The sequence below is a fragment of the Mucilaginibacter aureus genome, assembly GCF_053514885.1.
Genome location: NZ_CP170601.1, coordinates 937023 through 949803, shown reverse-complemented (window position 1 = coordinate 949803; position 12781 = coordinate 937023). Strand labels below are relative to the sequence as shown.

General features: G+C 45.2%; 13 protein-coding genes. 5 read left to right on the top strand and 8 right to left on the bottom strand.

What is annotated here, in order from left to right; translation table 11 throughout:
• Position 1 precedes the first annotated feature (1 nt).
• From ACFGVR_RS04035 to ACFGVR_RS04020, 4 genes are all read left to right on the top strand, one after another.
• Positions 2-1459 (top strand): RagB/SusD family nutrient uptake outer membrane protein, encoded by a 1458-nt coding sequence (locus tag ACFGVR_RS04035; protein WP_448701315.1) that lies wholly within the window; start codon positions 2-4, stop codon positions 1457-1459.
• A 23-nt stretch (positions 1460-1482) separates the two neighbouring features.
• Positions 1483-2175 (top strand): fasciclin domain-containing protein, encoded by a 693-nt coding sequence (locus ACFGVR_RS04030; protein WP_448701314.1) that lies wholly within the window; start codon positions 1483-1485, stop codon positions 2173-2175.
• Positions 2176-2337: 162 nt separating this feature from the next.
• Entirely contained in the window at positions 2338-3135 is a 798-nt protein-coding gene (locus ACFGVR_RS04025) for a heparin lyase I family protein (protein WP_448701312.1), read from the top strand.
• A 132-nt stretch (positions 3136-3267) separates the two neighbouring features.
• Positions 3268-3999 (top strand): hypothetical protein, encoded by a 732-nt coding sequence (locus ACFGVR_RS04020; protein WP_448701311.1) that lies wholly within the window; start codon positions 3268-3270, stop codon positions 3997-3999.
• Positions 4000-4086: 87 nt separating this feature from the next.
• Here ACFGVR_RS04020 and ACFGVR_RS04015 read toward each other — a convergent pair whose 3' ends face one another.
• The 3 genes from ACFGVR_RS04015 to ACFGVR_RS04005 form a co-directional block, all read right to left on the bottom strand.
• Positions 4087-4557: a hypothetical protein gene (locus ACFGVR_RS04015; protein ID WP_448701310.1), complete on the bottom strand. Its 471-nt coding sequence runs from the start codon at positions 4555-4557 to the stop codon at positions 4087-4089.
• A gap of 122 nt (positions 4558-4679) precedes the next feature.
• Positions 4680-5294 (bottom strand): hypothetical protein, encoded by a 615-nt coding sequence (locus ACFGVR_RS04010; RefSeq protein WP_448701309.1) that lies wholly within the window; start codon positions 5292-5294, stop codon positions 4680-4682.
• 396 nt (positions 5295-5690) lie between these two features.
• Entirely contained in the window at positions 5691-6143 is a 453-nt protein-coding gene (locus tag ACFGVR_RS04005; protein WP_448701308.1) for a GNAT family N-acetyltransferase, read from the bottom strand.
• A 133-nt stretch (positions 6144-6276) separates the two neighbouring features.
• On the opposite strand from ACFGVR_RS04005, the gene ACFGVR_RS04000 reads away from it, so the two are divergent.
• The gene (locus ACFGVR_RS04000) at positions 6277-7566 is read left to right on the top strand and encodes a protein kinase (protein WP_448701306.1); all 1290 of its coding nucleotides are present in this window, start codon (positions 6277-6279) and stop codon (positions 7564-7566) included.
• A gap of 113 nt (positions 7567-7679) precedes the next feature.
• On the opposite strand, the gene ACFGVR_RS03995 is transcribed toward ACFGVR_RS04000, so the two are convergent.
• The 5 genes from ACFGVR_RS03995 to ACFGVR_RS03975 all read right to left on the bottom strand — a co-directional run bounded on the left by ACFGVR_RS03995 (position 7680) and on the right by ACFGVR_RS03975 (position 12774).
• Positions 7680-9026, bottom strand: a complete 1347-nt coding sequence (locus ACFGVR_RS03995) for a sigma-54-dependent transcriptional regulator (protein ID WP_448701304.1) — start codon at positions 9024-9026, stop codon at positions 7680-7682.
• A gap of 15 nt (positions 9027-9041) precedes the next feature.
• Positions 9042-9224, bottom strand: a complete 183-nt coding sequence (locus ACFGVR_RS03990) for a hypothetical protein (protein ID WP_448701303.1) — start codon at positions 9222-9224, stop codon at positions 9042-9044.
• A gap of 27 nt (positions 9225-9251) precedes the next feature.
• The gene (locus ACFGVR_RS03985) at positions 9252-10961 is read right to left on the bottom strand and encodes an ATP-binding protein (protein WP_448701301.1); all 1710 of its coding nucleotides are present in this window, start codon (positions 10959-10961) and stop codon (positions 9252-9254) included.
• Between the two features lies 1 nt (position 10962).
• Positions 10963-12087 carry a sensor protein KdpD gene (locus ACFGVR_RS03980; RefSeq protein ID WP_448701299.1) on the bottom strand — a complete coding sequence of 375 codons (1125 nt, stop codon included), beginning with the start codon at positions 12085-12087 and terminating at the stop codon, positions 10963-10965.
• Between the two features lie 120 nt (positions 12088-12207).
• On the bottom strand, positions 12208-12774 hold the full coding sequence (locus ACFGVR_RS03975; protein WP_448701297.1) for a K(+)-transporting ATPase subunit C: 567 nt from the start codon (positions 12772-12774) through the stop codon (positions 12208-12210).
• Positions 12775-12781: the final 7 nt, after the last annotated feature.

Sequence of the window (12781 nt, the reverse complement as noted above, 5' to 3'; positions counted from 1 at the left end):
TATGAAAAGAATATTTAAGATCACTTTTTTGATATTACTGGTTTCGACGTTTGGCTGTAAAAAACTGCTTAACCAGCCGCCATTGAGCCAATTAGCAGCCGAAAAATTTTGGCAAACACCAGATGACGCTAAAGCGGGGATAGCGGGCTTGTATGATGGTTTGCAGGATATGTTTAACTCGCAATACATTTACTGGGGCGATGGCAGGAGCGATAACTTAACTTATCATCCCACGTATAATGATGCCTTGCCATTATGCATCAACGTGTTAACACCGAATACTAATGGTGCCGACTGGACACTGATCTATGCCACAATAAGCCGTGCAAACTTTGCTATTAAATACATACCTAGCATTGCCGGTATGGATCCGATACAATCAAAAGACCTGTTGGCGCAGGCTTACAGTATCAGGGCGTATTGCTATTTCTGGCTGATCAGGCTTTGGGGAGATGTGCCATTGTGGACAGAACCTTATGAGAACCAGAGCACCGACCCTTATAAAGGCGTTACCGCAGCAGGCGAAATTGTAAGTACCGTAATACTGCCCGATCTGTTGAATGCTTATAGCCTGGCCGACCCGACGGCTAACGTGGTATGGAACGTAAACATTGGCGGTATTTGTGCCATGCTGATGGACGTATATATGTATAATAAGGATTATACCAATGCCATTAAGTGGTGCGATAACCTGATCAAACTGAACAGATATACTTTAGAGCCGACCGCTACCTGGAAAAATATTTTTATTTCGCCAACTAACTCTAAAGAGTGTATATGGAGCCTTAACTGGGATTTTACCGTTGACGGCGGCAATAAAACCTCGACCGAAATAGGTGCCGGTGATACCAACAGCGATTATGCTGTGGACCCTGCATTATGGTCGTATTTTACCACCACCACCGCCGATATCAGGGGGCCGCAGTCTGTTGATTATAAGGTGAACAATCATGATAAAATATTGAAATACTACGCAGTTAGCCTGGATAAAACCGGTAACCAGATCTATCCAAATTCGCCGCAGGCAAACTTATTGTTCCCGTTATACCGCCTGTCGGATATTTATTTGATGCGTGCCGAAGCACTGAACCGTACAGGTGATGTGGCTAACGCCCTTATCTACCTGAATATGGTACATACAAGGGCCGGCCTTCCTGCTTATAAAGCCACAGATTTCCCGACAGCCGATGCGATGCTTTACGGTGTACCAACTTTGTATAACGGCTTTAGCGGGATATTAAAAGAGCGCCAGATAGAGTTGTTTTGCGAAGCCAAACGCTGGTTCGATCTGCAACGGAACGGTATCATCATCAGTACCATGACACCGCTGATCAACCAGAGGGATATTGCTAAAGGTTTCCCGCCAACAGGGTTTGGCGACCCGCGTAAAATATTCTGGCCAATTAATCAGAATGTGTTGAATGCCAATACCAAACTGACCCAAAATCCACCGTATTAATAAACATCATTTTAAAAGAGATCATGAAAAAGATGAAGAATATAAGTTTTGGCCTTGTGTTAGCCGCAGTTATGTTTGCTTTTGCAGGCTGTAACCTGGCCGGATTAAAATACCAGGAAAATGCAGATTACACTCATTATGTACTCGATCCGCATATTAACATGACGGCGTGGCAATATCTTAAAAACAGGAGTTATAACTATGCCGGTAAGGATACTATTTTTAAACTGATGCGCCAGGCTATCGAGTATTCGGGTATTGATACCAACGAATATGTAAGGCCCGACCGTACTTTTATTTTGTTACATAACGATGCCATTTTACGTACAACCGTAGTTAACAAAGTGCCAACCCCAACGGCAGATTGCTATTTTGGCAAGTACCTGGTTAATGGCAAACCTGCTACAAAATGGAGCGATTATCCTAAGGACCAGGTAAAAAATTACCTGTTGTACTTAATTGTGCAGGGCGCTTATTCGTTTGATAATTTAGGGCCAAGTAATGTTACCGCCACCACCTTAGAGCCGCAGGGGTATGATGTGTTGAACCCGACCTCAATTATGTTACTCAGGGTAAATGATGACCAGAACTTCCCTATCAGGTTAAATGATTTTTCAAATTCGGTGGGTTATGTTACCGTGCGTACCACTAATATTTTGGCAACCAATGGTGCTATACAGGTTATTGACAGGGTGCTGTTTTATCAAACCAAATAAGCATACCTGACCGATAACCTGATAACATCACAATGATCTTCACACCCGATTGGTTACGGGTATAGAATGCAGTACTCAAAAGCCCCGGCTGGTTACCGGGGCCACTGCAAATTACAGTTTACTTATAGCAAATAAAAATCGATGAATAATAATACGTTTTTAATGAAAGCTACATGCGTTATTATGCTGTTTTGCTTTACTGCATTTAATTTGCAGGCGCAGGTGGTATTAAAAGCAAATGGCGGCGATGAGGACGCTTATAAACAGATCAGTAAAGTACTGGGTGGGACAGCTTACGAGGTGCCAGATTGTGCGCATCCTGTTAAACACATCACTGAGGTATTTGACGATCAGCTGAAACAGTATGTATTTGTGTTTCATATACATGCTGCTTTAGATAACGACAGATGCCACAGCTTTGACCGCCAGCGTAACGAGATCAAAACCTACGGCCCGTCGGAAAAGACAGTAAAGGCAGAACAGGGAAAAACCGTGCTTTACGAATGGGAGTTTAAGCTGGATAGTAGCTTTAAGGCGCAGCCCACCTTTACACATATCCACCAGATAAAAGCAGGCGATGGCGATGCGGGCGCCCCTATTATTACACTGACCCCGCGTTATGGCAAACCGGATAAAATGGAAGTGATCCACACCGGATCGGCCAAAGAAACCAGCCAGGGTGTTTTGAAAAGTGTTGACCTGGCCGATTTTAAAGGCCAATGGGTAAAAGTTACCGAAAAGCTAAAATATGATACTCAGGGCACTTACAGTATTGAGATAATAAGGATAAGCGATGGTAAGACACTGTTAAGCTATGCTAATGCTAATATAGACCTGTGGCGAAAAGGGACTTCATTTTGCCGGCCAAAATGGGGCATATATCGCAGCCTGAAAAGTCCGGCTTACATCAGGGATGAGGACCTGAGGTTCGCTTATTTTTCGATAAAGAATGTGGAATAGAACATCGGACCCAAATAGCAACCCCGATCTATTGAATGTATTAAAGTAACGGGCAACGGCACGCCGATTTGTAAAACTTGCACGGTTTTTGTAAATATTTAATCGTAACTAAATTATTTACTTATGAAAACAATGAAATTTATCAAAGCACCTGCCATAGCATTGCTATTTTTGGTAGGAGCGTGTTCCAAATCAAATGACAACTCGGCTAATGCGTCCATATCTACCGACGATGCGGCCACTATAATGGCCAATTCCATGTCATCAAGTTCAGGAGGTATGGCCAGCGCTTCGGTTGATGTTACGGTTAACGCGCAGCTTACCTTTAATGCCAACCCGGGTTGCGGCGGCACCAAAAATTACAGTTTTAATCGCCAAAGTCCGCAAGGGTCATCTGTTACGTACAGCTATGCGTTTAATTATACCTATACACTTAACTGTGTTAATAACGCCCCCAGTAGTGTGAGCAGCAGCGCAACCAGTACAGGCTCATTTGACGGGCCGAACCTGAGCAGCACCGATGCAGGTACCTCTACCTTTACCGTTAACGGACTTGCACAAAGCGCCACCGCTTATAGCCTGAGCGGCGAGTATAAACGTGCCGGCAGCTTTACACAAAAAACAGGCAATATGAACAAGGGCAGCAGCAATGTTGATATTACCTTGAGCAGCCTTTCGATACCTAAGGCTGGTGGTACCATTGCATCGGGTAATGCTACGTTTACTTTAAGCGGCAGCAGCAACAATGGCTCGTTTAACTTTAGCGGTACTATTACCTTTACAGGTAATAACCAGGCCAACCTGGTTGTTAACGGAACTGCTTATGTGGTTAACCTTGTAAGCGGTAATGCAACCCGGCTGTAATTTTTAATTGAATTTTTATAGAAGAGGCCCCGGGATAGGGGCCTTTTTTATTATGGGTAACGACATTAGCGAGTTTTATCCGCATGCTTAATGCGTAAATGCCGTACTTTGGTAATCATCATAAGTGATGGCGTTATAAAATACCACATGGGTCGGAAATTCGGCCACAATTTGGTAATTGAGCTTGCCGGGCTGGCGTTTGATGGTAATATGAACCGGCGTAACCTGGTCGTGAGGCTTTTCGTCAATATCGTCTACAGCCAATTCACGCTCAAAACCCTTGCGGGGTTTTAACTCTTTAAGATGAATAAAACCGCCGTTAATAATTCCGAAACCTCGCTCTTTTTTGTTGCCGGGATACATACCTATGCTTTGATCGCCGATATTGAACAGGATGCTTACGTTGGTAAATTTATCCGGCTTTTTAAAGCTGCCGTTAGCCGCCTTTATCACATTAGCTTTTTGCTGTATAACAAACTCGTTAACAGCAGGTTTAGACTGTGCCATTAGGCTAACAGTTATACTGAAAAAGATGAGTAACAGGTAAGTACGTTTCATTTGATCTGGCGGTTAGGTTAATATGCTGTTGGATAATTAAAGATAAAAAATAATCGGGAATTGCTTAGGATCTGCCGCTGCCGCAAGGCTCTGCCTTGTGGTAAACAAGCTGCTTACACCCTTCATTGCATCACCACGTTTTCCAAACTAAAAGTATAAGGCAGTGACGATACGCCCGGCCCGCCGCCGGTTATGACGATATCTGCGCTGGCTATTCCTGATAAGGATAATTCGGTATTGATATTGGATATGGTAGTCGAATCCATTACCTGGCCTTGTACTACCTGATAGGAGACACCGATCCATATAGTTGGGTTAAAGCTAAAAACAGCAATTTGGCCTGGCGCCATACTGGTTTTGATAGCCAGTAAGTAGCCGTTTTTATAAATATGGGCATTAATTGCGCCGTTTTTCAGATCGTTTAGTAACTGAAATTCTTTTGATGAAGTAGCGGCACCAGCCGGGCCCAAAGTAGTGCCAGACTGGGATTGTGTTACATGGTAAAGTTGCCCGATGCCGACATTGAGCTGCGGCGTGTAATTGCCCCAGCTATCGCTCGCAGCTGCTTGTATGCTCATTGGAAAGACAAAGGGATGGTTACTGCCCTGTGGTAAATTTTTGAACACGTTCCAGGCAATGGCCGGTTCGTCAGAATAAGTGGCTGTGTTTTTTTGAAAGATAACAACCGAAGGATCGCTGTTATTGGATCTGTTAATCAGCTTGAGCTTTATATCCATGCTTTTAGGTTTAATTGGTATGATAAAAATACATTATTTATAATGGCATTTGTACTGTTATCCGGTAAAAAAATCGTATATTTAAGTGGAGTGGGAGGAGAGTGAGTAGTGAGTAGTGAGTAGTGAGTAGTGAGTAGTGAGTAGTGAGTAGTGAGTAGTGAGTAGTCAGATCGCCTTAAAAACTTCTTACAATTTCCCCCCTGCTGGTTCAATGATTGAGTGATTGAATGGGAATACCTTTCAGTTGCAAACTGAAGCCAGAGAGACATAGTTTACCGGTGTAACACATTGCCAATTTGATAATTCAACACCGATAATTAATCAAAAAATACCGATAAATACCCACCTTTTGGCGATTTTGATTGCGAAAATGGCAAAGAATAAAACTTCGGGTTTTTAACTGCTTTTCAGCTTCATTTTCAATATCGGGTACGGGCCGCCCTGGGTGTCGAGTTCGGTACGGTCATAAGCTACAAAACCGAACTTTGAATAAAAGTTTACTGCGTTTGTGTTCTGCTCGTTCACATCTACGTTGTTTGCTTTCAGTTCATTGAGGGCGAAATTCATCAGCTTGCTACCGAACCCATAGCCGATGTAAGCAGGGTCTAAAAACAAGGTTTCGATCCGGGGACCTTCGGTACCGATGAACCCCAGAACGGTATTGGCATTAACCAGGCAATAAACGGGGAAAGAGCTAAAGTCGATCTTTTCGACCAGGGTTTTGTAACGGTCCAGGTCGGCAGGAGCAACAAAATGGTGCGTGGCCCGTGCTGATCTTTCCCAAACGGCAATGATCTGTTTGCGGTGTTTTTCCTGGTAAGGTACGATATCGGTTTGTAGTGGTTGCATGATGTTATGGGGTTTTCAGAGCTTAGTCGCCAATGCCGGACATTCATTACAAAGTTTTTTTGCGAATTGATGAGGGGACTTAATTTTAAACAGCCAGCTATTGGCAAAAAGTATTATTTTTAGCCCATACGCTATGCAAACTTTACAACAACTGCGCAACGGTGAATACCACGGAGCCGTTTCACTCAAACTCTCTGAAGGACTAACCGATTTTCCCCCGGAGATATTTGAACTGGCCGATACACTGGAAATACTCGATCTGTCGCGAAACCAACTCAGTACGCTGCCCGATGATTTTGGCAGGTTGAAAAAGCTAAAGATATTGTTCTGCTCAGAAAACCAGTTTACGGCTTTGCCCGAGGTTTTGGCCGATTGCCCCGAACTGGATATGGTGGGCTTTAAGTCGAACATTATCGAAAGCGTCCCCGCAAAGGCGCTTAACCCCAATATCCGGTGGTTGATACTCACCAATAACCGGATAGTTAAACTACCGGCAACAATTGGCAACTGCCACCGCATGCAAAAGCTGATGCTTGCCGGGAACCAATTGACGGAGTTGCCGCAAGAACTAAGTAACTGCCGTAATTTAGCGCTGCTGCGGATAGCGGCTAACCGGCTTACTGCGTTACCTGCATGGCTGTTAGCCATGCCAAAGCTATCATGGCTGGCGTTTTCGGGCAACCCGTTCAGCATCAAACCATCCGCGCAAGCGATACCGTTTATACGGTGGGATGAGTTGCAGATAGACCGGCAATTGGGTGAAGGTGCGTCAGGGATCATCTTCAAAGCCGCCATTGATAATGCAGATGTGGCCGTTAAGGTTTTTAAAGGTGCTGTTACCAGCGATGGCCTGCCCGAGGACGAGATGAATGCCTACATTATTGCGGATACACACCCCGGACTGGTGCAACTTAAAGGACAGATCACGGCCCATCCCGATAGTAAAAAGGGGCTGGTTATGGAACTGATATCTCACCGATTTTTTAACCTCGGCATTACGCCCAGTTTTGAAAGCTGCACCCGCGATGTGTTTAATACCGACCTTACCCTTTCGGTAAGCCAGGTGCTCAAAATAGCCGGTACCATTGCATCGTTAGCCGCACAGCTGCACAGCAAGGGTATTATGCACGGCGACTTGTACGCGCATAATACGTTGATAGATGATGAAGGTAATACCTTGTTTGGCGATTTTGGCGCAGCCTGTTTTTACGATGTGGAAGATGCTGCTACAGCTTTTGCTTTAGAGCGATTGGAAGTAAGGGCCTTTGGTTATTTGCTGGATGATTTGATCGGCCTGTGTATTGACCATGAGCACACCTCGCTTGAAAGGCTGCGTGAATTGAGGATGATGTGCCTTGATGCTGATGTTGCAGCCCGGCCGGGATTTGCCTGGTTGAATAGAGAGATCGGTTTGCTTGGGTAGTTACTGAGTAGGAAGCTCCTCCGGAGCCAAAATTGCCTCTTTGTGTTATCTACAAACAGGTAGTCCCTCCGGGACTTGGTACTTGCTTTTTTTTAATGATATAGATCGTGCTATCAATCTAATCTATATTCATTGAGTTTTCTATAGAGTGTAGCTATACCGATATTGAGTAGCCGCGCTGCTTCGGCCTTATTGCCTTCGGTATGTTTGAGGATACGCTGGATGTGCAGTTTTTCAACAGAGGCCAGATCGAATGCCGAATCAGTAACTGATACTTTGGTATGGTGTTCAAACTCATAAGGGAGTAAACTGGCATCCAGTTCCTGTCCGTCGCACAGGATAATAGCGCGCTCAATAATGTTCTTTAGTTCGCGAACGTTGCCCGGCCAGTCGTACTTTTCAAGCTGACTTAAAAAGCCGGGTGTAAAACCCGTAACGCGTTTGTTTACCTTACCGGCGAAGTATTGAATGAAGGTTTTAGCCAGCGGGCCGATATCTTTCTTCCGTTCGCGCAAAGCAGGCAGCGTGATCTGGAAAACCGACAGGCGGTAAAACAGGTCGGAGCGGAAATTGCCCTTAGCCACTTCGTCTTGTAAATTACGATTGGTTGCCGCCAGCACCCGCACGTTTACTTTGGTGGTTTTGGTATCGCCAACTTTGATAAACTGCTGCGACTCTAAAACCCGCAATAGTTTAGCCTGCAGGTCATGATCCAGTTCGCCTATCTCATCCAGCAAAATGGTACCGCTGCTGGCTTCCTCAAACAGGCCGCGTTTATCTTTAGCTGCACCGGTAAATGCCCCGGCTTTATGACCGAAGAGTTCGCTCTCCAAAAGTTCTTTGGTAAAGGCACTACAGTTAACGGCTACAAAGGGATTGAGCTTTCGCGTGCTGGCCTGATGTATCGCTTCGGCAAAAACCTCTTTGCCGGTACCGGTTTCGCCAAGCAGTAACACGGTGGTATCTGTTACGGCAACACGTTCGGCTAATTTGATGGCAGCTATGGTAGACGGCGATGTGCCGATGATACGCTCAAAACCAAACTTATTGTTGAGTTTGGTTTCCAGATCGAGCACACGGCGCTGCAGCACGGCCTTATCCATCGCCTTACTCACCAGCGGGATGATGAGCTCGTTATCGTCGCCTTTGGTGATATAATCGAAAGCGCCGTTCTTGATAGCCATTACCCCATCGTTGATGGTGCCGTAAGCCGTCAGCACGATCACCTCGATAGCCGGATGTTGTTCTTTGATCTTTTTGGTAAGCTCGATACCGTTCAGGTCGGGCAGTTTTACATCGCTTATTACCACATCAATGACCTCATTATCCAGGTAACGCAGGCCTTCTTTGGCGGTAGCAGCTTCCAGTACTTCGTAGTCTTCGAGCTGTAATATCCGGCAAAGCAGTTTGCGCAAACGCTCTTCATCATCAATAATTAGTAACCTGCCTTTTGATGTCATGGTAACTGTATGTATTTATCTCCTGCCGGCATTTTGCCTCAGGTTTTTATCGTCGTCTTTGGTGCGGATATCCCCATCCTCATCAACAACAAGATCGGACACCTCTGTGTTTTTGCTGATGCCGGTCTTCTTTTTGGGAGGTACCAGCGGTAAAATTATAAGAGCCAATATAGCAGCAATCTTTAACAAGATAAGCATATTGATTTGATTTAAATGTAAGTTTAGTTAGCCAACCGGTAACAGGAAATAGAATTTGCTGCCATCGCCAATTTCGCTTTCCACATTGATGGTGCCGCCCTGAGCTTCTATAAAATCTTTGGCTATGGCCAGGCCGAGGCCGGTGCCTGTTTTATCAGGGCTGCCGCCGGGAACTTTAAAATACCGCTCAAATATGCGCGACAGGTACCGGGCATCAATGCCCTGGCCGTTATCCTTAACCGAAAATTGGATACTGTTATTAGCGGCCCGTTTAACCGTTACCCAAACCGTTGATTTTGCCGGGCTATACTTAATGGCGTTTGATAGCAGGTTGAGCAATACCCAGGTAGATTTATCCAGGTCGGCGTTTACGGTGGGCAGCGTTTCGGGGCAATTCACCTCAATGGTGATCTCTTTCTGATCGGCAATAAACCTGATGGCCTGCACCGCATAGTTCACAATGTTTTGGGGGTGGGTGCTGCCAAAGTTGAGCTGTATCTTACCGGTTTCAACCTGTGCCATATCCAGCAGTTCGCCGGTTATCTGCAACAGCCGACGGGCATCATCCTCAATGTTTTGGAGCAGTTGTTTTTGTTCGGTATTGATGCTGCCTATCCGATCGTCTTCCAATAATTTAAGGCTCATTTTGATGGCCGATATCGGGGTCTTCAATTCGTGCGAAATGGTGGCGATAAAATTGGTTTTGGCTTCGTCAAGTTGCTGAAACTCGGTAATGTTCTTTAAAATGATCACTTTGCCAATACTGGTATTATCGTTCACTACTTCGAGTACTTCTTTGGTAAAATAGCTTTCGTGGTTATCGGTAAATATCTTCATGCGTGTTTGTTCGGCATGCAGGATATTGCGCAGCAGGTCGTTTTCCAATGCCACATCGGGCGCGTATTCGCCCAGAAGCTTTTCTTCGGCGATCCCCATCAAAGTGCAGGCAACCTTATTGGCAAATACGATGAACATCTTATCGTCAAAGCCGATAATGGCATCGTGCATAGAATTGATAATGGTTTCAATGCGTTTTTTCTCGAACAGTAAATTAGCCAGGTTGCTGTTTTCGTAAATATCCAGTTGGTGCGCCATCTGATTAAAAGCATCGGCCAGCTCGCCAAACTCGTCCTTTGAATTGAATACGATGCGTTTTTTATAGTTTTTACCAGCGATAGCTTTGATACCCTGTGTTAACTCGGCTATGGGGTTGGCAATATAACCAGGAAAATTGATCAGGAAAGTAAAGGCGATGAGAAAGCACAACGACCCGATGAAAGATACAACAACGATAGCTGTGTTAGCCGTATGTGTGGCCGTTTTATCTTTATGTTCAATGGCCGCCATGTTTACCTGCATCATGCGATAAAGCAAGTTTTTCATCTTCAGTTGTACTACAGTTACCGGCTGATTTTTGGCAAGCAGTACTTTGTAGTTTTCAAATTCACTCTTAACAGAGTCGGCTATCGGACCTTCACCGGGCTCGGTGATATTGTGTGTCTCCAGGTCGAGGTTGTTTTCAATAACCCGGAGCTGCGGCGAATTGATGGTTAGCGGAGGCCCGTCAAGCACCTGGCCAATATTTTTGGCGTAGATGATGGAGCGGTAGTTATCCTTCAGGATATCTTTTGAATCGGCCGAAAGCCGGTTCAAATAGTAGGCGGCCAATCCGGCTGCTATCAGCGCCATCAAAAACAAAAAGGTAATGCCGGTGCGTAGTTTATTTTTAATGCTCATATCAGGATAGTATTAAAAGATCGATATTGGTTTTGCTCATTTTATTGAGCAATTGTGTAAATACAGCCGTTTTTAAAACTAACTGGTAAAATTTAAAATGCGGCTTGCCGATACAAATAGTTGTTATCTCGTATTGTTCGGCCGTTTCCCAAATAGCTTTTGCAATATTATTGGTTTTTACCTTAATAATTTCGGCACCAAGTTCAGTGGCCAGTTTTAAATTATTGATCAGAAAACGTTGTGCTGATAGCCTGATATTATTGCTGTTTTCGCTGCTGGTTTGTACGTACATTACATACCATTTTGAACGATAGTATGATGCCAGCCTTGCCGTTTTGCGGATGATGACCTTGGCCGAATCTTCATTGGTGCTGATGCAGGCCAGAAATATCTCTGGCCGCAGCTTGATGGTTTTTGGCACCTCGGTATCTATTTTTCGCTCGAGTTGGTGCGCCACTTCCTTTAAGGCAAGCTCGCGCAATTGCAGGATGCGGTCGGTTTGAAAAAAGTTGTTGAGGGCGGTCGGCACCTTCTTTTCATCGTAGATCTTGCCTTCCTTTAACCGGTCTATCAGTTCGTCGGCGGTAAGGTCGATGTTCACTACCTCATCGGCCATTTGCAGCATTTTATCGGGGATGCGTTCGCGGATAGCGGTGCCGGTAATTTTTTCAACTTCCCCGTTCAAACTTTCGAGGTGCTGGATGTTTACCGCGCTGATCACGTTGATGCCCGCGTTCAGGATATCTACCACATCCTGCCAGCGTTTCTCGTTTTTGCTGCCTTCGATATTGGTATGGGCAAGTTCATCAACAATAACCACTTCGGGGCGCAGATTGATAATGGCCTGGCAATCCATCTCTTCGAGTTCTTTGCCTTTGTAAAACAGTTTTCGGCGGGGGATCTGTGGCAATCCGCTTAACTGGGCAAGCGTTTCTTTGCGGCCATGCGTTTCAATATAGCCGATCTTTACATCGATGCCATTGTGCAGCAAAGCCTGGGCCTCCAGCAGCATGCGGTAGGTTTTACCCACGCCGGCACTCATGCCGATATAGATCTTGAATTTTCCCTGCCTTGATCTTTTGATCAGTTGGAGGAAATGTTCTGCCGATTGTTCTTTGTCATTCATAAACCCCTCCCAACCCTCCCCTGAAGGGGAGGGCTTTTAAAAAACTTCTTTTAGATACCCCACGAGTTTTATTTTGCTTTCTTCAAGTCTCCCCCTTTAGGGGGAGATTTAGAGGGGGTTTTACTTAGCCATCCCATCTAAAGCTACGTTTAATTGCAGCACGTTCACCTTGGCCGGGCCGAATAATCCCCATAAGGGTTGCTCGGTATGCTCATCAACCAAAGCCAAAACCCTGGTTATAGCTAAACCACGTACACGGGCAACGCGGGCCGCCTGTATTTTAGCGCCTTGCGGTGATAAGTTTGGATCCAACCCGCTGCCCGATGCGGTTACCAGTTCGGCCGGGATCTGTGCACGGGTTACCCCCGGATTGTGCACCAAAAACGTGTCGATGCGTTTTTCAACATCCTTTAAATAATCGGGGTTGGTTGGCCCTTTGTTTGATCCTGCGGAAGCATCGGCTTTATAATCGGCAGCCGAGGGGCGCGAGTTAAAGTACTTGTCGTGTGTAAACTTTTGACCAATGTTGGCATAGCCAACTACTTTGCCATTCACGGTTACGGTAACGCCATCGCCGGCACCGGGGGTTAATTTGCCTATAGCGGCAAGAAATAAAGGGTATAAGCCTGCCAGTATCACCAATAAAATAACAGTGATCTTGATTGATGGCAAAAAATATGTTTTCATGTTGTTT

Excerpts from the sequence above, each read along its gene's own strand:
- ACFGVR_RS04035 (WP_448701315.1), top strand. The coding sequence starts at position 2 with ATGAAAAGAATATTTAAGATCACTTTTTTGATATTACTGGTTTCGACG.
- ACFGVR_RS04030 (WP_448701314.1), top strand. The coding sequence starts at position 1,483 with ATGAAAAAGATGAAGAATATAAGTTTTGGCCTTGTGTTAGCCGCAGTT.
- ACFGVR_RS04025 (WP_448701312.1), top strand. The coding sequence starts at position 2,338 with ATGAAAGCTACATGCGTTATTATGCTGTTTTGCTTTACTGCATTTAAT.
- ACFGVR_RS04020 (WP_448701311.1), top strand. The coding sequence starts at position 3,268 with ATGAAATTTATCAAAGCACCTGCCATAGCATTGCTATTTTTGGTAGGA.
- ACFGVR_RS04015 (WP_448701310.1), bottom strand. The coding sequence starts at position 4,557 with ATGAAACGTACTTACCTGTTACTCATCTTTTTCAGTATAACTGTTAGC.
- ACFGVR_RS04010 (WP_448701309.1), bottom strand. The coding sequence starts at position 5,294 with ATGGATATAAAGCTCAAGCTGATTAACAGATCCAATAACAGCGATCCT.
- ACFGVR_RS04005 (WP_448701308.1), bottom strand. The coding sequence starts at position 6,143 with ATGCAACCACTACAAACCGATATCGTACCTTACCAGGAAAAACACCGC.
- ACFGVR_RS04000 (WP_448701306.1), top strand. The coding sequence starts at position 6,277 with ATGCAAACTTTACAACAACTGCGCAACGGTGAATACCACGGAGCCGTT.
- ACFGVR_RS03995 (WP_448701304.1), bottom strand. The coding sequence starts at position 9,026 with ATGACATCAAAAGGCAGGTTACTAATTATTGATGATGAAGAGCGTTTG.
- ACFGVR_RS03990 (WP_448701303.1), bottom strand. The coding sequence starts at position 9,224 with ATGCTTATCTTGTTAAAGATTGCTGCTATATTGGCTCTTATAATTTTA.
- ACFGVR_RS03985 (WP_448701301.1), bottom strand. The coding sequence starts at position 10,961 with ATGAGCATTAAAAATAAACTACGCACCGGCATTACCTTTTTGTTTTTG.
- ACFGVR_RS03980 (WP_448701299.1), bottom strand. The coding sequence starts at position 12,087 with ATGAATGACAAAGAACAATCGGCAGAACATTTCCTCCAACTGATCAAA.
- ACFGVR_RS03975 (WP_448701297.1), bottom strand. The coding sequence starts at position 12,774 with ATGAAAACATATTTTTTGCCATCAATCAAGATCACTGTTATTTTATTG.